A 20,606-nucleotide genomic window follows, 5' to 3' on the forward strand; every position below is an offset into this window, starting at 1 on the left:
CATAGATAAAGGGCGTATTGTCAAGGCATTAGCTGGTTTTTATTACATTGATGATGGTCATGAAGTTCATCAATGTCGTGCCCGTGGAAAATTTAGAAAACAAGATATAAAACCAGTTGTTGGTGATTTTGTAGAATTTCAAAAAGGTAACCATGATGATGGTTACCTTCTCAAAATATTAGAGAGAAAAAATGTTTTAAGAAGACCACCGATTGCAAATATTGATCAAGCATTACTTGTTTTTTCAAGAAAAGAGCCTGATTTTTCAACAATATTATTAGATAAGTTCTTATTATTGATAGAACACTATCACATTAGACCAATCATTGTTATTTCTAAAATGGATATTGAAGGGGATGACTCTATTTATCAATATATTCAAGAATATAGAAATGCAGGGTATACTGTGATTGAAACAAGTTCTAAACAAAATAAAGGAATAGATGAAATCAAGGAAATCTTTAAAGATCAAGTGACTGTGATTACTGGACAAAGTGGTGTTGGTAAATCAACGCTTTTAAATGCGTTAGATATTTCTTTAAATTTAGAAACAAATCAAATATCGAAAGCTCTTGGAAGAGGGAAACATACGACAAGACATGTTGAACTCATGAATTTATATGATGGTTATGTAGCAGATACTCCTGGTTTTTCATCTCTTGAATTAGAGATGGAACCAATAGAAGCAGCGAGAGCATATCATGATTTTGATGAATATGCTACTGATTGTAAGTTTAGAGGATGTTTGCATGATAGTGAACCTCATTGTGCTGTTAAAGAGGCTGTTGATGAAGGAAAGATTTCTAAAGAACGTTATGAACATTATTTAACAATGTTAAAAGAATTAAAGGAAAAAAAGGAGAAACGATATGATTAAAGTTGCACCTTCTCTTCTTTCAGCAAATTTTGCTTGTTTGAAAGATGATATTGAAAAAATTGAAAATGGAAAAGCTGATTGGCTTCATTATGATGTTATGGATGGACATTTTGTACCTAATATTTCTTTTGGATATAGTATTTTAAAAGATGTTTCTAAAGTAACAAATTTATTTTTAGATGTTCATTTAATGATCAGTGAACCTCAAAAGTATGTAGATGAATTTATTAAAAGTGGAGCAAATTTAATTGTTTTTCATATTGAAGCAATGGAAAATAAAGAAGATACTTTAGCACTTATTCATCATATTAAAGAAAATAATGTACAAGTAGGAATAAGTATTAAACCAAATACACCGGTTGATGCTATTCAAGATTATTTATCTTTATTAGATGTTGTTTTAGTGATGTCAGTTGAACCGGGGTTTGGTGGACAATCATTTAAAGAAATTGCTCTTGATAAAATTAAAGATCTAGCTACTAGAAGAAAAGAAAATAGTACACACTATTTAATTGAAGTAGATGGTGGTATTAATGCTACAACTGGAAAACAATGTAAAAATGCAGGAGTAGATGTTTTAGTTGCTGGAAGTTATGTATTTAATAGTGATGATTACACACAAAGGATTACTTCTTTAAAATGAAAATAGCGTTATGTGCAACACATTTGTTTAATATGACATTACCTCAAGATAGAGATTATATTGGTGTTGATCATGGGGTAGAAGAATTATTAAAGCAAGGAATAACACCGAGGTTTGCAATAGGCGATTTTGATTCTTTACAAAATAGAAAATCATTAGAAGATTTAAATATTCAAATCTTACCGGAAAGAAAAGATGTTACGGATACGCATGCTGCTATCGAATATGCAATTTCTAAAGGTTATGATGAAATTGAATTATATGGTGTTACCGGAGGACGTTTAGATCATTTCTTTGCAGTTATGTGTTTGCTTGAAAAATATCAAGATGTTTCTATAAAGGTTATTGATCAACAAAACTGTATTCAATTATTAAAACCTGGAATTCATCATATATATAATCAAGAATATTATTATTTTTCATTATTTGCTTTAAATGAAAGTATTCTTTCTATTAGTCAAGCTGAATATACATTAGATCATTATTTGCTTAAAAGAGATGATCCATTATGTGTATCGAATGAAGTTAAAGGTGAATATACAATTATTGAAAATAATGAAAATATTATTTTAGTTCAATCAAGAGATGCTCAATAGGCATCTTTTTTGATTGCTCAATATTTACCAAATAAGATATTAAATTTAATAAATGGACAGGTGTAAAAGATGTTTTTAGAATAAAGTGTTATATTATAAGAAGAATATTTAAAAGAGGATGGGTGAACTAAAGTGGAACAAACAGTAAGTAAAATTGAAGAATTATTAGAGAAGCCATGCTATGTGATAGATTTTCTTCCTGAACAGGTAAAACCAAGTTCAAGAGGACAATTTTTTGATGTGGAATGTTATTTACTCAATAGTGATAAACATTTTTTGCTGAAAGATAAATTTGTAAATATCATTATAAAATTAATGTGTTATTATCATGTATCTATACAATTGGATGATTGGATTGACCGACCATCTTTACAAATATTAGAGGATGCAATCAATACAATCATGAATAACCATTCAGGTTGGTTGAATATATTGCTTCCAGATGAAACTGTTCTTGTGGTTTTTGAGTGGGATAACTTAAATTTAACAGTGTATAATCCATCAAAGGAAATACAGGCACTTATGCAAAAGATAGCTTGTTCAGAAGGCCTTTTTTGGCGAAAATCAGATATGATTTGATAATATTTCAAAATTAGAAATGTTTTATAAGAGAAGCAAATAATTCTTATATAAAATAAATTAATGGAGGGTGTTTGTTTTTATATAATAACATGAAAAGATTTTTTGTAGAAAAACTGTGTTTTTGTTTTCTTTTTTATTATATGCTATGATATCAAAAAGGATGTGATGGTATGTTATTAATTGATAAACTAACAAATAAAGTTGATTTTTCTAAAAGTGAAATTATAATTGCTGATTTTATTATTCAATTAGGAGAAAAGATAAAAAATTATTCAGCAAGAAGTATTGCTAAAGAAACTTATACATCACCAGCGACTGTTTTAAATTTATGTAAGAAAATAGGTATTGAAGGTTTTGATAACTTTAAGAAGGCTTATTTAAGTGAAATTGAGTATTTAAATCAACAATTTGGAGTAGTTGATCCTAATTTACCCTTTGATCAAGGAGATACTATTTTTAAAATTGCTAATAAAATGGGTTCTTTATATGAAGAAACAATTAAAGATACATTATCTTTATTACATCATGATTTATTTCAAAAAGCTGTTCAATTATTAAATAATAATAACAATATTCATATTTATTCATATGGAACAGCTTTAAATATAGCAGAATCATTTAAAGAAAAAATGATGAAAATAGGAAAGAATGTATATATTACTAATAATTTAAATTATCAACGTTATGAAGTAAATTGTATTCCTAAAGGGGATTGTGTGATTTTTATTTCTTATTCTGGGGAAACCAAGACACTTATCAATATGGCAAAAACATGTCAAAAGAAAAATATTCCTTTTTTAAGTTTAACTTCTTTTGGAGAAAATACGTTAAGTCAAATGAGTGATGCTAAATTGTATATTTCTACAAGAGAAAATTTAACGCATAATATTGCAAATTTTAATAGTAATTTATCTATTTATTTTTTATTGGATTTATTGTATGCTTCTTATTTTTCTTTAGATTATGAAAATAATTTTAATAAAAAATTACAACTTACATCTAAATCAGAAAGTACAAGACATTCTTCAAATCCAATATTAATGGATGAATCTAAACAGTGTTAAATAATAAAAAATATTTAATTCTAAAATTTTTAAACATTGTTAAAAACGAAAGCTATTCAATTATAAAAGCCTTTCTTCTATGTTTTAATAACCATAGAAGGAGGGCTTTTTAAATGAAAATATCAGATCAATTCTTATGGGGAGGTGCAACAGCAGCTAATCAATATGAAGGTGGTTACCTTGCAGATGGAAAAGGATTAAGTATTGCCGATGTAGAGATGGGAGGAAATATTGATCATCCTCGAGAAATACATGAGAGTGTGCATCCTCATACTTATTATCCAAGTCATGAAGGAACAGGCTTTTATGATCATTATAAAGAAGATATTGCTTTGTTTGCGGAAATGGGATTTAGATGCTTTAGAATGTCTATCAATTGGACACGTATTTTTCCTCTAGGAGATGAAGAAAAACCGAATGAAGCTGGATTGAAATTTTATGATCAAGTTTTTGATGAATTATTAAAATATCATATAGAGCCAGTGGTGACAATTTCTCATTATGAAACACCATTACATTTAGTTCAAAAATATGGTTCATGGAGAAATAGAAAAATGATTGATTTCTTTATGAATTATTGTCAAACAATTTTTAAACGTTATAAAGATAAAGTAAAATATTGGATGACTTTTAATGAAATTAATGAAACGATGAATAAGAAAAATCCTTATCATCAAGCTGGTATTCTTTTTCAAGAAGGAGAAGATAAGGCATCAACTGTTTTACAAGCAAGTCATCATATGTTTGTAGCAAGTGCCAAAGCAGTTATTTTAGGACACCAAATTAATCCAAATTTTAAAATTGGCTGTATGGTTCAATATCCAGAAAGCTACCCAGCAACTTGCCAACCAATAGATCAAATAGCTAAAAGAGAATATATGTTGTTTACACATTATTATTTAGATGTGATGTGTAGAGGATTTTATACGAATACATGTTTGGCTAAACAAGAACAATTGGGAGGAAAATTGATTATTGATGAGGGTGATGAAGAAATATTAAGAAAGGGAACGGTTGATTTTATTGGCTTTAGTTATTATTTTTCTTCTATTGTTTCTTATCAAAGAGATGGTTCAATTAATGCTAAAGGACGTAATCCTTATTTAGAACTTACGGATTGGCGTTGGCATATTGATCCTTTAGGATTAAGAGTTGCACTTAATGAATTATATGATCGTTATCAAATACCATTATTTGTTGTTGAAAATGGATTAGGGGCTGTTGATCAACTTAATGAAGATGGTACTGTAGATGATCAATATCGTATTGATTTTTTAGGAAAACATATTGAGGCTTTAAAACAAGCTATAAAAATTGATCATGTTGATGTTATTGGTTATACAACATGGGGATGTATTGATTTAGTTTCTGCTGGAACAGGAGAAATGAAGAAAAGATATGGTTTTATTTATGTTGATAAAGATGACCAAGGAAATGGAAGTTTAAAAAGATATAGAAAGAAATCATTTTATTGGTATAAGAAAGTAATTGAAACCAATGGACAAACAAAATTTGAATAGGAGGAGAAAATGATGAATAGTTTTTTTGATAAAATGGGTGAGAAACTGATGCCATTTGCATCTAAAGTAAGTGCAAATCGTTATTTAAATGCGATTAAAGAAGGTTTCTTTGGCGTAATGCCAGTTATTATTGTTGGTTCTTTATTCTTACTTTTTACAAGTATTCCTATTAATGGTTATAGTGAATTTATGACAGGACTTTTAGGGGAAAATTGGAGTCAAATATTTATGGTTCCTTATCGTATGAGTTATGGAATCATGTCTATTTATGTAGTTGTAGGAATTGCACGCTCTCTTGCACATTTTTATAAAGTAGATACAAGAGAGTCAATTGTTGTATCATTTATTGCTATCTTCATGTTAACACCTGTTTTAGTAACAGAAGATGGACTAAAAGGATTACCACTTGATAATTTTAGTGCATCAGGATTATTTTTAGCAATTATTACAACTTGTTTAGCAGTAGAAATCTTTAGATTTGTTGTTCAAAAAGGATGGACAATTAAATTACCAGATTCAGTACCTCAAAATGTTGCTAAACCATTTGAAGCTTTAATTCCAGTAGCTATTATCTTTATTATTTTTAACTTTGTAAGAATTGGTTTTGAAATGACAAGTTTCAAAAGTGCACAAAATTTCATTTTTACAATGTTACAACAACCATTACAATCTATTGGTAGTACATTACCAGCTACAATTTTAGTTTTATTAATAGAATCAATTTTATGGATCTTTGGTTTACATGGATCAAGTATTGTTTCTTCAGTAATGAATCCTATTTGGAGATCATTATCTGCTGAAAACGCTGCAGCAATTGGACTTGGAAAAGCTGCTACACATATTGTCAATTATCAATTTATTGCTAACTTTGTTAAATTAGGAGGAACTGCAGCTACTTTAGGATTAGCACTTGTTATTGTCTTTACTGCTAAATCATCTAGATATAAAGCTTTAGGTAAATTATCATTAATTCCTTCATTATTTAATATTAATGAACCATTGATCTTTGGTATGCCAATTGTTTTAAATCCAATTATGGCTATTCCATTTGTGATTGCTAATATTACAATGGCAATTGTCACTTATGCTTCTACATATATTGGATTAGTCCCAGTAAGTATTGGAGTTGAAGTTCCTTGGACAACACCACCAATTATTTCAGGTTTCTTATTATGTGGTATTAGAGGAGCTTTATTACAAATTGTATTATTATTAATTTCAATGGCTATCTATTATCCATTCTTTAAAATGTTAGATAAACAAGAAGTCAAAAAGGAATCTATTGAAAAGGCATAATTGCCTTTTCTTTAATATAGGGGGAAAAATATGTTATATAAATATGAAGAAGATTATGTTGAACAAGAAGCTGATTATTCTATAGAACTTTTAAAACAGTTAGCAACTATTCCAGCACCATCTTATCATGAAGAAAAAAGAGCACAATTTTGTAAACAGTGGTTTAAAGAAAGAGGTATTGAGACAACAATTGATAAGATGAATAATGTTGTTATTAAAATGTTTGATGATAATCAAGATATTGCTGTATTTTGTGGGCATCTTGATGTTGTTTTTGCTGATATGGAACCGTTAAAAATAACACAAAAAGGGAATTATTTATATGGACCAGGAGTAGGAGATGATACAGCTAATGTTGTTCATTTAATGCAAGTGATTCATTATATTCACCTTCATCATTTACATGGAAAGACAGGTGTTTTATTTGTTTTAAATACGTGTGAAGAAGGATTAGGAAATTCTAATGGGTGTCGTTATATTGTTGAACAGTATAAAAACCGTATTAAATCATTTATTTCTTTTGATGGATATTTGAATCAGTGTACAAATAGTGCTGTAGGTTCTAAACGTTATCGTTTGACTGTTCATTGTCAAGGAGGACATTCTTATGCTGATTTTGGTAAAGAAAATGCTATTGAGACTTTAAGTAAAATTATGTATGAATTAAGTCATCAACAAATACCAACAGAAGCTAAAACAACTTATAATTTTGGAAAAATAGAAGGTGGAACAACAATTAATGCAATTGCTTCTACAGCTACATTACTTTATGAATATCGTTCTTCTATGCAAAACTGTTTAGATATCATGGAGAAACAATTTCAAGAAATTGTTTCTCACTATTCAAATGTAGAAATTGAAATTTTAGGAGTAAGACCTGGAAATGGTTTATTAAATAGAGAGAAATTTGAAAAATTTACAGATCATAATATGAGATTGATTAAAGAATATTATTTAGATGATGTAGAAAAATGTGCTAATGGTACAGATTCAAATATTCCTTTATCTTATGGAATATGTGCTAATACGATTGGAACTTTAATGGGAGAAAAAGCACATACTTATGATGAATGGATTGATTTAGATTCTTATAAGATAGGTTTTAAAGTCATGATGAATATTATTTTAGAATATTTTAGGGATTAAAATGAGTGTTTATTTAGTAATTAATAAAATTTTACAATTGTTTATGATGATTGTTTTAGGTTTTATCTTAGGAAAAATGAAAGATTTTGATGAGAGTTTTATTGATAAAATGAATCGTTTTGTTTTAAATATAACAATGCCTTGTTTAATTATTTCATCTGTAAGTGCCAATAAAAATGGTATTCCTTATCAAGATTTATTTTTATCAATGATTATTTTAATTATTATATTACCTATTTTTGCTTATTTGTGTTTGAAAATAAGTTCTTTAAAAGATAAATCACTCTATTTATTTATGATAATCTACCCTAATGTAGGTTTCATTGGTTTTCCTCTATTACAATCATTATTTGGTAAACAATCGCTTTTATTAACAGCTTTAATCAATATGCCTTTTAATCTATCATTGTTTACTTTAGGAATGATGATTATGTCAAATAATAAATCATTTCAAATAAAAAAACTCATTACGCCAGGAATTATTGCTTCATTGATTGCAGTGTTATTATATATTTTTTCAATATCATTACCTGAAACATTGTTACAACCTATTCAATTGATAGGTAATATGACAACACCATTAGCAATGATTATTATTGGAGCAACACTTTCTAAATATCCTATCAAGAAAATATTACTCGATAGAAAGATTTACTTATTTACAATATTCATTGATTTAATCATTCCAATGATTTTTTCACCATTAGTTCATTTTCTTATCAAAGATACAATGATTCAAGCAATGACGATGATTATTTTAGGGATGCCTGTAGCTAATGGTGCTGTTTTATTTGCGAAAAGATATCAACAAAATGAATTTTTAGCAGCAAAAACAGTTTTTCTATCAACTTTATTATCAATTATAACAATACCGGTGGTGGCTCTATGTTTCATTTAAATAAAAAATGTTTTTTAACATTGATAACAGTTATTTTAGGTGCTTTTGTACAAGCTTATGTCATTAAAGTCTTTATTCAACCAGCTAATTTATTATCAAGTGGATTTACAGGAGTTGCGATATTGATTGAAAAGATTACATCAACTTATTTTCATTTCTCATTTTCTACTTCTTTAGGAATGATTGTATTAAATGTACCAGTAGCTATTTTATGTTATAAAAGTATTAGTCCTAGATTTACGTTCTTTTCTTTATTAGAAGTTTTTCTAGCAAGTTTCTTTTTAAAAATAATTCATTTTCCACCTTTTTTTGATGATACTTTATTGAATGTGATTTTTGGTGGAACTCTTTATGGATTAATGACGGCAAGTATTTTAAAAATGAATGCTTCAACAGGAGGAACAGATTTTGTTGCATTATATATTTCTAATAAAAAAGGAAAATCGATTTGGAGCTATGTTTTTATTTTTAATTCAATTATATTATTGATTTTTGGATTTATGTTTGGTTGGATCCATGCAGGATATTCTATTTTATTTCAATTTATTTCTACTAGAACAATAGATTTATTTTATCATCGTTATGAACGCGTTACTTTACAAGTAACAACAAAAAAAGCACAAGCTGTGATGGATAAATATATTAAAAATTATCGACATGGAATATCATGTGTTGAAGCTATTGGAGGATATAGTCATGAAAAGATGTATTTATTACATACAGTTGTTTCTAGTTATGAGGTTTTAGATATTGTAGAGTTAATGAAAACAGTAGATTCTCATATTATTGTTAATGTTATAAAAACTGAAAATTTTTTTGGTGGCTTTTATCGCCCACCGATTGATTAAAGCAATTGAAAGATTGCTTTTTTCTTTTTAAAAAAGAGTTATAATAATAGAAAGAGTTAAATAATGTTTCTAAAGAGATTGACAATGGAGAATTATATGTTATACTTAAGTAGTAATCATTCCTAATAAGGAATTAAAAAAAGGAGAAAAGAAATATGGCTAAATTTGTATGTAAAGTATGTGGATATGTTTATGAAGGAGATGCAGCACCAGCTGAATGTCCAGTATGTCATGTAGGAGCTGACATGTTTGAAGAAGTAAAAGGTGAAATGAAATTAGCGGCAGAACATGAATATGGTATTTACGCTAAAACTGTAAAAAATAATCCTGATATTAGTGATGAAGATAAAAAATATATCTTTGATCAATTAAAAGCAAACTTTGAAGGTGAATGTTCAGAAGTTGGTATGTATTTATGTATGGCAAGAATTGCTCATAGAGAAGGTTATCCTGAAATTGGTTTATATTGGGAAAAAGCTGCTTATGAAGAAGCAGAACATGCTGCTAAATTTGCTGAAATGTTAGGAGAAGACTTAGAACCAAATATGAAAGCAACTACTAAAGATAACTTAGCTTGGCGTGTTGATTGTGAATTTGGAGCAACAGCTGGTAAAGTTGAACTTGCTACATGTGCTAAAAAGAATAACTTAGATGCAATTCATGATACTGTTCATGAAATGGCTAGAGATGAAGCTAGACATGGTAAAGCTTTAAAAGGTTTATTAGATAGATATTTTGGGAAATAATAGAATTATTGAATTATAGAAGGGCTCAATTGAAATGAGCTCTTTTTATCTACAGTAGTAATTAAATTCTCAAAAATTAAAATATTATAATCAAAAAAATGTGAAAGATATTTATTGAAGTATGATAGTATTAAGTTGCTAGATATAAATATTTAGCAACGCCTTTTTTATTATTACTATACACTATCTAAATTATAACTTTAAATAAACATGCATCCTTCCCACCTGCAGCGCCTGCACAAGCAACAGTTACAAAAAATTTAGAGTTTGCAGAAGCTAAAGGAAATGAAACTGATGGTGTTTATAATGTTGAAAAAACATCTAAGTTAAATTTTGCTACAGCATTCCCACATGCAGGGCTATATGAATATAATGTAAAAGAAACTCAAGGTACTGATAAAGGAATGACATATTCTACAAAAGAATATCGTTTAAGAGTTTATGTAGCAAACAATACAGATAAGTCTACATACATTAAATCTATAACTGTAGTAGATACAGAAACTGGAGAAAAACCAGATAAGTTATCATTTAAAAATACGTATGAAAAAAATGGTGGGGAAGATTTTAAAGAAAATCAAGCCTTAGTTGTAGAAAAACAAACAGTAGGAGAATTAGCAGATAAAACTAAAAACTTTACTTTCAGATTAACATTAAGAAAAGCAAAGACAGCAAAAGATGAAACAATCATCGGAAAAATTGGAAATAAAGAAGTAAAATTTACATATGGAGAAGAAAAAGAATTCCAATTACGTGATGGTGAACAATTAGTATTTGAAAAACTACCAGCAGGGACAAGATACAACGCAGTCGAAGTTGGTGAAACTGATGGATATACACCAAAAGTAAAAGTCATCGAAGACGGTAAACAAAACGCAGATAAAGCAGGAACAGATGCAGGTGATTTATCAAGTGCTGCAACAGGACAAACAAACTTAGTAGGTGAAAAAGAAAATAGAGTAACATTTGTCAATACTTATAAAGATGTAGCAGTAACAGGAATTATCACAAACAATATGCCATTTATCGTATTAGCTGGATTATTAGCAAGTGCAATCATTGTTTTAGCTGTTGCTAAAAAGAAAAATGTCTGAATAATTTGTAAGTTTTCTACAATAGATAAACAAAGGGCCTTTATATCATAGATGATTGCTATAGTATAAGAGCCTTTTTCTTTATGAAAAAAATATTATATCTTTGAAATAGTTTTATTCAAAAGAGTTTGTCAAGAAAAGTGTGCAAGTAATTTAACAATTACTAAAATAGGTTATTCAATTGTAAGTGTCAAATAAATAATGGATGAATTCAATACAATAAGGATGTACTTAATAAGGAGGCGCATCTTTTTTGATAATTAGAGGAAAAGAAAAATGGAAGGAAGTTATCGAAGCACAGAAACAAAGTGGTTTGACAATTAAAAAGTATTGTAATGACAATCCTATTTGTATTTCCAGCTTCTATAAACAAAAGGCTTTGATTCTTGATGAAGAAAATATTTTTATTCCTGTCATCATTGATAAAAGTAATGATTTTATTGATTTTGATATTGACCGTCATCGTATTTTCTGTTCCAAACAAAATTTCATGATTTTATTGGAGAACCTGCTATGCTTATCAATAATGATGAAATCAAAAATATTTATGTTGCCAAGCAGTTTTGTGACATGAGAAAACAAATTGATGATCTTGCTTTGATTGTTACATCTCAGTTCAGCATGAATGTCTTGGATCATAGCCTGTTTATTTTTACTGATTTTTCACCAAGTTACATTTGGCTTCGTAGGATTATAATGTCTGTTTAATAGATTTTTTAGTTTGTCAGAGAAATCATGACTAATCGTTGTTTGAATATATGGCTTAATATATTTTGCCTTGAGATTGTTTTCCTTCATGATCGAGTAAACATATTTTTGACTTACCTTGTCACCCTTTTTGTTCAGTAGTTCTGTTATTTTTGGTGATCCATATATTTCATACGATTCCTTATGGGTTTTCTTTTGCTTTTCTTCCTTGACAGCTTTATAAATATCTGTTTTGTTTATTTTCCCAGTATGCCAATAGCCTTTTTTAACACTTCTAACGCATCTTGTGTATCTTTTAATTCTTTTCTTAATCTTGCAATTTCTTTAGCCTCATCACTAGAAAAATTACCAGATCCTCGAGACTCAATTTTATTGCTATTTTTATTTGCATCTTTTATCCATTTATGAATTGTACTATCTGCAATACCAAAACTTTTAGCAATAGAAACTTTGGATTCTTCAGGATGTTGGTTAGCATAATCTACAACTCCTTGTTTAAATTCATCATCAAATACTGGTTTTGTCATAGTCTTTCTCCATTTCTTTTTTTACTTATGACATTGTACCAAATGATGTTTAATTCTTCTATTTAACTTGTACAGTTTTTATACTAACATCAATATTTATATTATTATACTGTGGTTTGGAAAAATAAAAAATTGTATTTCATCAACGTTTCATAAATGGTGTGTATAATATTATTGAAAGTAGTTATAAAAGGCTTTTGTTTAAAAAATAAAAGAGGAATAAAGGAGGATAAAATTATGGGAAAAAAGTAGCCAGAGGTGCATTCCTATTACTTACGTTATGTTTGAGCTTAAGTACAGTTGGGTGTAAAAAAAGTAATGAAAGCAATAAAATTAAAGAAGGACAATCAATAAGTTCTGAAGAGAAGGGTACGTCAACTAACAAAAAGGATAAAAATGCAACATTTAAGCCGTCAGATTATACTTTAAAAACAAAAAAAGAATATGTTTATGAATATTTAGGCCTTAAATTTAAACTTTCAAATAAATTTAAAAAGTATATGAATGATAAAAAGATAGCGATGTTAGATGATCAAAGTCCTATAAATAAGGAATTAAAATATGCTTTTTTAACTTTTAATAAAATGACTAAAGAGCAAAAAAAAGCAGTTGTTGATAAAAAGGAAGGTGGTTATGAAAAATGGGAAAATGGGCTTAAAAGAATTGGAACTATTGGTATATTTGAAAAAAATACAGCAGAAGAAAAAATATCTAAAATGACAAAATGTGATACTCATACTAAAATAGGAGTTTCAAGTGATGGAAAATACGATTGCTATTTTAGTACGAACAGCGGATCTGAAATTAAACTTCTGAATGAATTTAAAAAAACTGAGATTCAAATTATAGAAAAAAAAGAACGTCCTAAAAACGGTTTTGTTCTATCAGAAAAAACTGATTTAGAAAATACAGAAGCATTTAAAAAATAATCAGTTAGGATTTTACAAGTAAATATTTTGAGAAGTATGGTAAACGTATTTACAATTTAGCGTAAAGTTTGTGTAAAAGAGATTTCAAATTTAGTTGAGGTTTAGAACAAAATAAAAATTAAATGTTTTAATATTGTTAGTGTTGTTACAGATAATGTTGATGATAATGGTGAAAACAAGGGAGTAATTGAAAAAGAATTAACAAAAATAAAAAATAAGTAAATGTAAAGCGGTGAAAGGTATATGGTTAATTAGTTTTAAAAAGGCCGTACTTTCTCTTTAGTAATTGTCTTTATTAATATGACTGTGACTTACTATGGATATAGTCATGGAGCGACTAGAGTTGAATTGGAGAAGGCAATAAGAATTTGCTTGGAGTGTGTTGGAATTGGATAGAATTAAAAAAATTGAGACATTTAAGCTTGATAAGAATTTGAGAAAATTGAAATATATAATATTGATTGTATTTGTAATAATACTTCCTCTATTTTTAGTTGATATTTTAGGACAAGGGTCTCCATATTTTTGTAAGCTTATTAGTCCAATTGGTATGCTTGGACTTTGGAAGCTATTTATTCAGTTATTAGCCCAATTTCAGTATTCAGGCATAGACTAGACGAAGAAAAGTGCATCAGTTGCGGTAATGTGAAAAAGTTTGCTAAACGAATATAGATCCAGTTGAAAATTGTAATCATCTAGAATGTATCAGATGTGGACGATGCAAAAATGCTTGTCCTGTGGATACAATTAGTTGTGGAATAAAAAAATAGAGAGGAGCTTATTAGAAAAGTGATAAAAAACGCAATAGCATACATTACAAGAAAAAAAAATAGAACATTTATTATTTTTGTTATTTTAACAATAGTTCTTTCTTGTTTGTATTCTTGTTTAACAATAATGAAATCAAGCAATGAAATAGAAAAGACTTTATACGAAAGTTCTAATTCTTCAATATCAATAACAAAAAAAGATGGTAAATATTTTAATGTTAATCAATTTAAGGATATTGAAAAATTAAAAGAAATTGAAGAAACAATAATTCAATATGATGGATTAGCAAAACTAAAAGATGCTAAAGTAATTAGCGGGGAACAAAAAATAAATAGAGAAGATTTATCTGACGAATTTAAGAATGTTGTTTCACTCGAAGCTACAAATAATACTAAAAGAAATATTTTATTTAGTAGTGGAGTATTTACAATTAAAGAAGGTAAAAATATAGGAGAAAATGATAAGAATTCAATTATTGTTCATGAAGAATTTGCTAAACAAAACAATCTAAAATTAGGTGATGAAGTTGATCTTGAATTACTAGATATTGAAAAAAGTGGAAAAATAAAAAGTCATAAATTTAAAATTATAGGTATCTTTTCTGGCAAAAAACAGGAAACATATACAGGATTATCTTCTGATTTTAGTGAAAATATGGTATTTGTAGATTATTCAACAAGCCAAGAGATATTAAATAAATCAGAAAATAATAAAATCGCAAATAAAATTTTAATGTATTCTGGTAGTGCAGAATCTACAGACTTAGCCTTAAACAAATTGAAAGAGTTTAAAATTGATGAGTCAAAGTATTTTGTTGAAAAAGATTCTAATGCGTTTGAAGAGTCTTTAGAGTCAGTGAGTGGAATAAAACATATAATAAAAATAATGACTTATTCTATTATGTTAGGTGGGATGGTTGTTCTTTCGTTAATCTTGATTCTATGGTTAAGAGAAAGAATTTATGAAATAGGTATATTTTTATCTATTGGAACATCTAAGATACAAATTATAATGCAATTTATATTCGAGTTAATATTCATATCGATACCAAGTATAATATCTTCCTTATTTTTAGGAAATGTATTACTAAAAGTAATTGTAGATGGATTCATTAACTCAGAGGATTCAATAATTTCCGGTGGAAGTTTAATAAATAATAGTGGTTTTATGTTAAATATAGTAGCACTTGGACAAAGTTATTTAATATTAATAAGTATTATTGTTTTATCAGTTGTATTTGCTTCTTCATTAATATTAATCAAGAAGCCTAAAGAAATATTATCAAAAATAAGTTAGGAGAAAATAATGGATATATTAGAAATAAAGAATGTAGCATATAGTTATGAAAATTCTAAAGAAAAAGTTTTGTCAGGAGTAGATCAAAAATTTGAACTTGGGAAGTTTTATGCGATAGTAGGAAAGTCAGGGACAGGAAAAACTACACTTCTTTCCTTACTTGCTGGACTTGATAAACCTAAAACAGGAAAAATATTGTTTAAGAATGAAGATATACAAAAGAAAGGATATAACAATCATAGAAAAAATAATATATCTTTAGTATTTCAAAACTACAATTTAATAGATTATTTAACACCGATTGAAAATATTAGATTAGTAAACAAATCAGCAGATGAAAGTATCTTGTTTGAACTAGGTTTAGATAAAAAACAAATAAAAAGAAATGTTATGAAATTATCTGGTGGACAGCAACAAAGAGTAGCTATTGCTAGAGCATTGGTATCAAATGCGCCAATAATACTAGCTGATGAACCTACTGGTAATTTAGACAGTGTTACTGCTGGAGAAATAATTGATATATTAAAGACGTTGGCTAAAGACAAAAATAAATGTGTAATAGTTGTAACACATAGTAAGGAAGTAGCAGATTCTGCGGATATCATTTTAGAACTAAGTGGTAAAAATTTGAAAAAAGTAAATAAAAAGAATTTGGAGGTTGAATAATGATAAAAAATGCATTTGCTTATGTAACTAGAAAAAGCTTAAAATCATTAATTATTATGTTAGTTATTTTATCTATGTCAATTTTAAGTTTTATTAGTTTATCTCTTAAAGATGCTACGGACAGAGCTTCAAAAGAAACATTGGCTAATATAACAAATAGTTTTTCTATGGAGATAAATAGACAAGTAAATCCAGGAACACCTAGAGGTGGGGGAAATGTAAAAGGTGAAGATATTAAAAAGATATCTCAAACAGATAGTATAGACTCCTATGTAAAAAGAATAAACAGTGTTGCAGATTTAGTTGATTATGATATTATTGAAACTCAAGAGACTCTTGCGAATCAATCGCCTGAAAGAGCGAAGAATTTCAAAAGAACAGTTATGTTAACTGGGGTTAATGACTCATCAAAAGAAACAAAATTTGTATCAGAAGCATATAAATTAGTAGAAGGAAAGCATTTAGAAAATGAAGATAAAAATAAAATCTTAATGCATAAAGATTTAGCTAAAAAAAATAATCTTAAAGTTGGAGATAAGATAAAATTAAAATCTAATTTATTTGACGCTGATAATGAAAAAGGTGCAGATGAAACAGTAGAAGTAGAAATTAAAGGTCTATTCGATGGGCATAATAGTGGTGGAGTAAGTGCAGCACAGGAACTATACGAAAATACATTAATCACTGATATTGATACGGCCGCTAAAGTTTATGGTAATACAGAAGATACAGCTGTATACCAAGATGCAACATTCTTTGTAAAAGGTGATAAGAATCTTGATAGTGTGATAAAAGATCTTGGGAAATTAGATATAAATTGGAGAGAATATAATTTGATTAAAAGTTCATCAAATTACCCTGCATTACAACAATCTATATCAGGTATCTACTCAATTTCAAATAAATTATTTGTTGGCTCATTAATATTTGCAGGAATTGTAGTTTCATTATTATTATTCTTATGGATGAATGCTAGAAAGAAAGAAATAGCAGTATTACTATCATTAGGTATATCAAAATTAGAAATTTTTGGTCAATTCCTAATTGAGATGGTATTTATATCAATCCCCGCATTCGTTGGTTCTTATTTCTTAGCTCAATATACAGCTGATAAGCTTGGGAATAATATATTGAATAAGGTTACTGGTGATATAGCTAAACAAATAGCTAGACAAGCTGCATCTAGCCAATTAGGTGGTGGGGCAGAAGCTGAAGGATTTAATAAGACATTATCAAGTTTAGATATAAATGTATTACCTAAATTCATAATTTATGTAGTTATATTTATGAGTTTAGTACTTCTTGTATCATTGATTATTTCTTCATTCGATATATTAAGAAGGAATCCAAAAGAATTATTAATTGACAATAATTAAAAATTTTGGTGCTTTCTAGCACCGAAATTTTTTTGACTTTTAAATATCAAATAATATGCTGTATAATATAAGTGTATAGGCTTAAGTGGAGGTATTTATGAAAATATTAATTGTTGAAGATGATAATATGATCAGAGAGGGAATAAGTGAATATCTTTTGGAATTTGGATATACTGTTATTCAAGCTAAAGATGGAATAGAAGCTTTGTCAAAATTTAATAACGCTATAAATTTGGTTATCTTAGATATTCAGATACCTTTTATAAATGGTTTAGAAGTGTTGAAAGAAATTAGAAAGAAAAGCAATTTACCAATTCTAATCTTGACTGCATTTAGTGATGAAGAATATAAAATTGATGCATTTACTAATTTAGCAGATGGATATGTAGAAAAGCCATTTTCATTGCCAGTCTTAAAGGTTAGAATAGATTCTTTGATTAAGAAGAATTATGGACATTTAGAGAAGTTTGAATATAAGGATCTATCGGTTAACTTTAATAGCTATACAGCTAAAATAAATGATGAAGAAATAGATGTAAATGCAAAAGAACTAGATGTATTAAAGTGTCTATTGGATAATAATGGACAAGTATTAACTAGAATGCAAATTATTGATTATGTATGGAAAGATAGCGAAGAAATTCCTTACGATCGAGTAATAGACGTATACATAAAAGAACTTAGAAAAAAATTGCAATTAGACTGCATAACCACTATAAGGAATGTGGGATATAAATTGGAGATAAAATGAGAAAATGAAAAAATTAAAGATATTTCCCAAAATGTTCATACAAATATTTTCTGTTCTTGGAATAATAATTATATTAGTTCATTTATTAGTTTTCTTTATTTTTCCTAAAACATATTTGGAGACCAGAAAAGAAGAGGTCTATAATAAAGCAAATGAAATTTCCAGTATTATGAATGGAAAAGAAATAAAATATGTAGAACAAACCTTGGAACTTTATTCTAAAAGTAGCGAAATAAAGGCATTTATAAAAGAAAGAAATAATAATAATAATGAAATACAAATCAAAGATAATATAGATGCTAATTTAGAAAGTAATAGTAATTCTTTGATAATTGAAGAAAGAGAAATAAAGCTTAATGATGGTAAAAAAACATATCTACAATTTGTCTCTACAGCTGATATGCAAAAAGATGCAAAAGATTTAAGTCTTAAATTTTTACCATATTCTTTGTTAATATCAATTTTATTTTCTACTATTATTTCTTTAATTTATGCAAAATTAATAAAAAACAATGTACAAGAAATACAAATTGTTACTGATAAAATGATGAAACTTGATAAAAAAATACGTTTAGAAGTTAGCTCTAATGATGAAGTTGGAGAATTAAAACAACAAATTAATGATTTGTATTCTACTTTATTAAGAACAATTGACGATTTAGAATTTAAAAATAAAGAAATTTTAAAATTAGAAAAGTTAAAATATGACTTTTTTAAAGGTGCATCCCATGAGCTTAAAACTCCTCTTGCTAGTCTTAAAATAATACTGGAAAACATGAAATACAATATTGGAAAATATAAAGAAAGAGATATTTATATTAATGAATGTATTGAAATCGTTGATAGTTTAACAAAAAATATTTCTCAAATATTATCAGTTCATTCTATAGAAAATTTGAATAATGATGAAGAATATTTGGAAATAAATGATACATTAGAAGATGTATTAAAAAAGTATGAAATATTAGCACATCAAAAGAAAATAACTATCAATAATTATATATTAGATGAGAATGTTTATATAGGAAAAACAGCTTTAAAGATTATTTTATCTAATTTGATTAGTAATGCGGTAAAATATACTGATGTAAATGGGGTAATTAATATTGGGATGGTTAATGATTGGTTATATATAGAAAATTCATACGGTAACAATAAAATTTCGAATATGGATGAAATATTCGATGTTAAATTTGATTTAAATAAGGAAAATAGTAATGGATTAGGTTTATATATTGTAAGTAATATTCTGAATAATTACAATATAGAATATAAAGCATTGCAGGATGAAGAATTTTTTATCTTTAAAATTAAAATATTATCTTAAGTAAGATATAATTTTTTAATAGTTATTGAAAAATAGAGACTTATTAATTGTGGAAATAAAAACTTTTTTCTTATTGAAAGTGAAAAGAAAATAATTGATAAATGATTATTCCACTCTAATTGATCACTTATTCCGATTAGGTTGATCAAGTATTCCGACAGACTTGATCAACTGCTATTTTTCATTAAATTCCGATGGGGCTGATCAATCATTATGATGAACCTGACCATCTAAAAGTTTTGGTTATTAGATATCAGCTAAAGCACTTATACAAAAGTTTACTAAGCTATTCTGTACTAATAAATTGAAAACATAGACTTGCTGAGTTGAATGTTACGCTAGAAAAGTCCATTCAATACGTTGAATAAGTCCACTTTACCAAAATATTGAATATGTTTATAAAGTCAAAAGGATTTAATATATTCTTCTTGCAATAATTTCTATATTAAAAATTTGAAAGGGACTGTTTATTTTAATATTCTCAAAAAATTAAATAGATTAATAAAAAATATGGGAAAAAACGCATAAAATTGTATGCTATCATACCATCAAGTTATAAATAGATGTGTCCAAAATAGTAAAGCATTTATTGTAGCTTAGGTAAGCTAAACTAAATCGGTTCAGTTTGCTATCTAAAGTAGTTAATTATTAATGAATAGGTACAAACTCGTTTTTTAATACTTCTTTAAATTTTTATTACATATAAACCTTATTCATTAAAATATTTATAGGAGGTGATACAACACAAAATAATGAAAGCTTTTAGATTTTAATAGCAATCTAAAAAGCTACCACTCTATAAAACTTAATATTATAAATCGCTTGTTAATCTTAGATAGAGGGTAGACTTATAAGTTAATATTCTAAAAGTTAAAAATAAGATTATTGTTAAAGATGTCTAGATAAAAATTAATTTTGGTACATTGCACAATTATAGATATTATG

24 protein-coding genes are annotated in these 20,606 nt (G+C 27.3%); 22 read left to right on the plus strand and 2 right to left on the minus strand.

The window, feature by feature from the left end; genetic code table 11:
- The first annotated feature begins 1 nt into the window (after position 1).
- The 14 genes from rsgA to C7U54_RS15560 all read left to right on the plus strand — a co-directional run bounded on the left by rsgA (position 2) and on the right by C7U54_RS15560 (position 12,018).
- Positions 2-877, plus strand: coding sequence for a ribosome small subunit-dependent GTPase A (rsgA, locus tag C7U54_RS09495; protein WP_107030153.1), 876 nt, complete (start codon positions 2-4; stop codon positions 875-877).
- The gene (gene rpe / locus C7U54_RS09500) at positions 870-1,520 is read left to right on the plus strand and encodes a ribulose-phosphate 3-epimerase (RefSeq protein ID WP_107030130.1); all 651 of its coding nucleotides are present in this window, start codon (positions 870-872) and stop codon (positions 1,518-1,520) included. Before rsgA ends, rpe begins: the two co-directional genes overlap by 8 nt.
- Entirely contained in the window at positions 1,517-2,116 is a 600-nt protein-coding gene (locus tag C7U54_RS09505) for a thiamine diphosphokinase (protein WP_107030131.1), read from the plus strand. The genes rpe and C7U54_RS09505 overlap by 4 nt, the downstream gene beginning before the upstream one ends.
- 132 nt (positions 2,117-2,248) lie before the next feature.
- The gene (locus C7U54_RS09510) at positions 2,249-2,695 is read left to right on the plus strand and encodes a hypothetical protein (protein WP_107030132.1); all 447 of its coding nucleotides are present in this window, start codon (positions 2,249-2,251) and stop codon (positions 2,693-2,695) included.
- A 173-nt stretch (positions 2,696-2,868) separates the two neighbouring features.
- On the plus strand, positions 2,869-3,762 hold the full coding sequence (locus tag C7U54_RS09515; RefSeq protein ID WP_107030133.1) for a MurR/RpiR family transcriptional regulator: 894 nt from the start codon (positions 2,869-2,871) through the stop codon (positions 3,760-3,762).
- Between the two features lie 113 nt (positions 3,763-3,875).
- Complete coding sequence (locus C7U54_RS09520; RefSeq protein ID WP_107030134.1) at positions 3,876-5,282, plus strand: 6-phospho-beta-glucosidase; 1,407 nt, start codon at positions 3,876-3,878, stop codon at positions 5,280-5,282.
- 9 nt (positions 5,283-5,291) lie between these two features.
- Complete coding sequence (locus C7U54_RS09525; protein ID WP_241522603.1) at positions 5,292-6,578, plus strand: PTS sugar transporter subunit IIC; 1,287 nt, start codon at positions 5,292-5,294, stop codon at positions 6,576-6,578.
- Between the two features lie 30 nt (positions 6,579-6,608).
- Positions 6,609-7,724 carry a M20/M25/M40 family metallo-hydrolase gene (locus C7U54_RS09530; protein WP_107030135.1) on the plus strand — a complete coding sequence of 372 codons (1,116 nt, stop codon included), beginning with the start codon at positions 6,609-6,611 and terminating at the stop codon, positions 7,722-7,724.
- A 1-nt stretch (position 7,725) separates the two neighbouring features.
- Positions 7,726-8,622, plus strand: coding sequence for an AEC family transporter (locus C7U54_RS09535; RefSeq protein WP_107030136.1), 897 nt, complete (start codon positions 7,726-7,728; stop codon positions 8,620-8,622).
- Positions 8,610-9,470: a YitT family protein gene (locus C7U54_RS09540; protein ID WP_107030137.1), complete on the plus strand. Its 861-nt coding sequence runs from the start codon at positions 8,610-8,612 to the stop codon at positions 9,468-9,470. The genes C7U54_RS09535 and C7U54_RS09540 overlap by 13 nt, the downstream gene beginning before the upstream one ends.
- A 155-nt stretch (positions 9,471-9,625) precedes the next feature.
- Complete coding sequence (locus tag C7U54_RS09545) at positions 9,626-10,216, plus strand: rubredoxin-like domain-containing protein (RefSeq protein ID WP_022000839.1); 591 nt, start codon at positions 9,626-9,628, stop codon at positions 10,214-10,216.
- Between the two features lie 194 nt (positions 10,217-10,410).
- Positions 10,411-11,310, plus strand: a complete 900-nt coding sequence (locus C7U54_RS09550; protein ID WP_241522605.1) for a DUF7601 domain-containing protein — start codon at positions 10,411-10,413, stop codon at positions 11,308-11,310.
- Between the two features lie 253 nt (positions 11,311-11,563).
- Positions 11,564-11,884, plus strand: a complete 321-nt coding sequence (gene tnpA, locus C7U54_RS14465; RefSeq protein ID WP_146137626.1) for an IS66 family insertion sequence element accessory protein TnpA — start codon at positions 11,564-11,566, stop codon at positions 11,882-11,884.
- On the plus strand, positions 11,881-12,018 hold the full coding sequence (locus C7U54_RS15560; RefSeq protein WP_158546530.1) for a hypothetical protein: 138 nt from the start codon (positions 11,881-11,883) through the stop codon (positions 12,016-12,018). Before tnpA ends, C7U54_RS15560 begins: the two co-directional genes overlap by 4 nt.
- Here C7U54_RS15560 and C7U54_RS15565 read toward each other — a convergent pair.
- Positions 11,974-12,330 (minus strand): IS3 family transposase, encoded by a 357-nt coding sequence (locus tag C7U54_RS15565; RefSeq protein ID WP_107030140.1) that lies wholly within the window; start codon positions 12,328-12,330, stop codon positions 11,974-11,976. The two genes, C7U54_RS15560 and C7U54_RS15565, sit on opposite strands and share 45 nt — an antisense overlap.
- Positions 12,255-12,545, minus strand: a complete 291-nt coding sequence (locus tag C7U54_RS09565) for a transposase (protein ID WP_107030141.1) — start codon at positions 12,543-12,545, stop codon at positions 12,255-12,257. Before C7U54_RS09565 ends, C7U54_RS15565 begins: the two co-directional genes overlap by 76 nt.
- A gap of 521 nt (positions 12,546-13,066) precedes the next feature.
- Between C7U54_RS09565 and C7U54_RS15250 the strand changes: the two genes are divergently transcribed.
- From C7U54_RS15250 to C7U54_RS09600, 8 genes are all read left to right on the plus strand, one after another.
- Positions 13,067-13,474, plus strand: a complete 408-nt coding sequence (locus tag C7U54_RS15250; RefSeq protein WP_230312859.1) for a hypothetical protein — start codon at positions 13,067-13,069, stop codon at positions 13,472-13,474.
- Between the two features lie 285 nt (positions 13,475-13,759).
- On the plus strand, positions 13,760-13,870 hold the full coding sequence (locus tag C7U54_RS15470; RefSeq protein ID WP_318025949.1) for a CD1871A family CXXC motif-containing protein: 111 nt from the start codon (positions 13,760-13,762) through the stop codon (positions 13,868-13,870).
- Between the two features lie 272 nt (positions 13,871-14,142).
- Positions 14,143-14,244 carry a 4Fe-4S binding protein gene (locus C7U54_RS15670; RefSeq protein ID WP_455737477.1) on the plus strand — a complete coding sequence of 34 codons (102 nt, stop codon included), beginning with the start codon at positions 14,143-14,145 and terminating at the stop codon, positions 14,242-14,244.
- A 19-nt stretch (positions 14,245-14,263) separates the two neighbouring features.
- A complete protein-coding gene (locus tag C7U54_RS09580; RefSeq protein ID WP_107030142.1) occupies positions 14,264-15,541 on the plus strand; it encodes an ABC transporter permease in 1,278 nt (425 codons plus the stop codon).
- 9 nt (positions 15,542-15,550) lie between these two features.
- Positions 15,551-16,207, plus strand: coding sequence for an ABC transporter ATP-binding protein (locus tag C7U54_RS09585; RefSeq protein ID WP_107030143.1), 657 nt, complete (start codon positions 15,551-15,553; stop codon positions 16,205-16,207).
- Positions 16,207-17,583, plus strand: coding sequence for an ABC transporter permease (locus C7U54_RS09590; RefSeq protein ID WP_107030144.1), 1,377 nt, complete (start codon positions 16,207-16,209; stop codon positions 17,581-17,583). The genes C7U54_RS09585 and C7U54_RS09590 overlap by 1 nt, the downstream gene beginning before the upstream one ends.
- A gap of 97 nt (positions 17,584-17,680) precedes the next feature.
- Positions 17,681-18,334, plus strand: coding sequence for a response regulator transcription factor (locus C7U54_RS09595; RefSeq protein ID WP_107030145.1), 654 nt, complete (start codon positions 17,681-17,683; stop codon positions 18,332-18,334).
- Between the two features lie 169 nt (positions 18,335-18,503).
- Positions 18,504-19,661: a sensor histidine kinase gene (locus C7U54_RS09600; RefSeq protein ID WP_455737476.1), complete on the plus strand. Its 1,158-nt coding sequence runs from the start codon at positions 18,504-18,506 to the stop codon at positions 19,659-19,661.
- Positions 19,662-20,606 lie beyond the last annotated feature (945 nt).

Source organism: Faecalibacillus intestinalis, assembly GCF_003024685.1.
In the GTDB taxonomy this organism is placed as follows: domain Bacteria; phylum Bacillota_I; class Bacilli_A; order Erysipelotrichales; family Coprobacillaceae; genus Faecalibacillus; species Faecalibacillus intestinalis.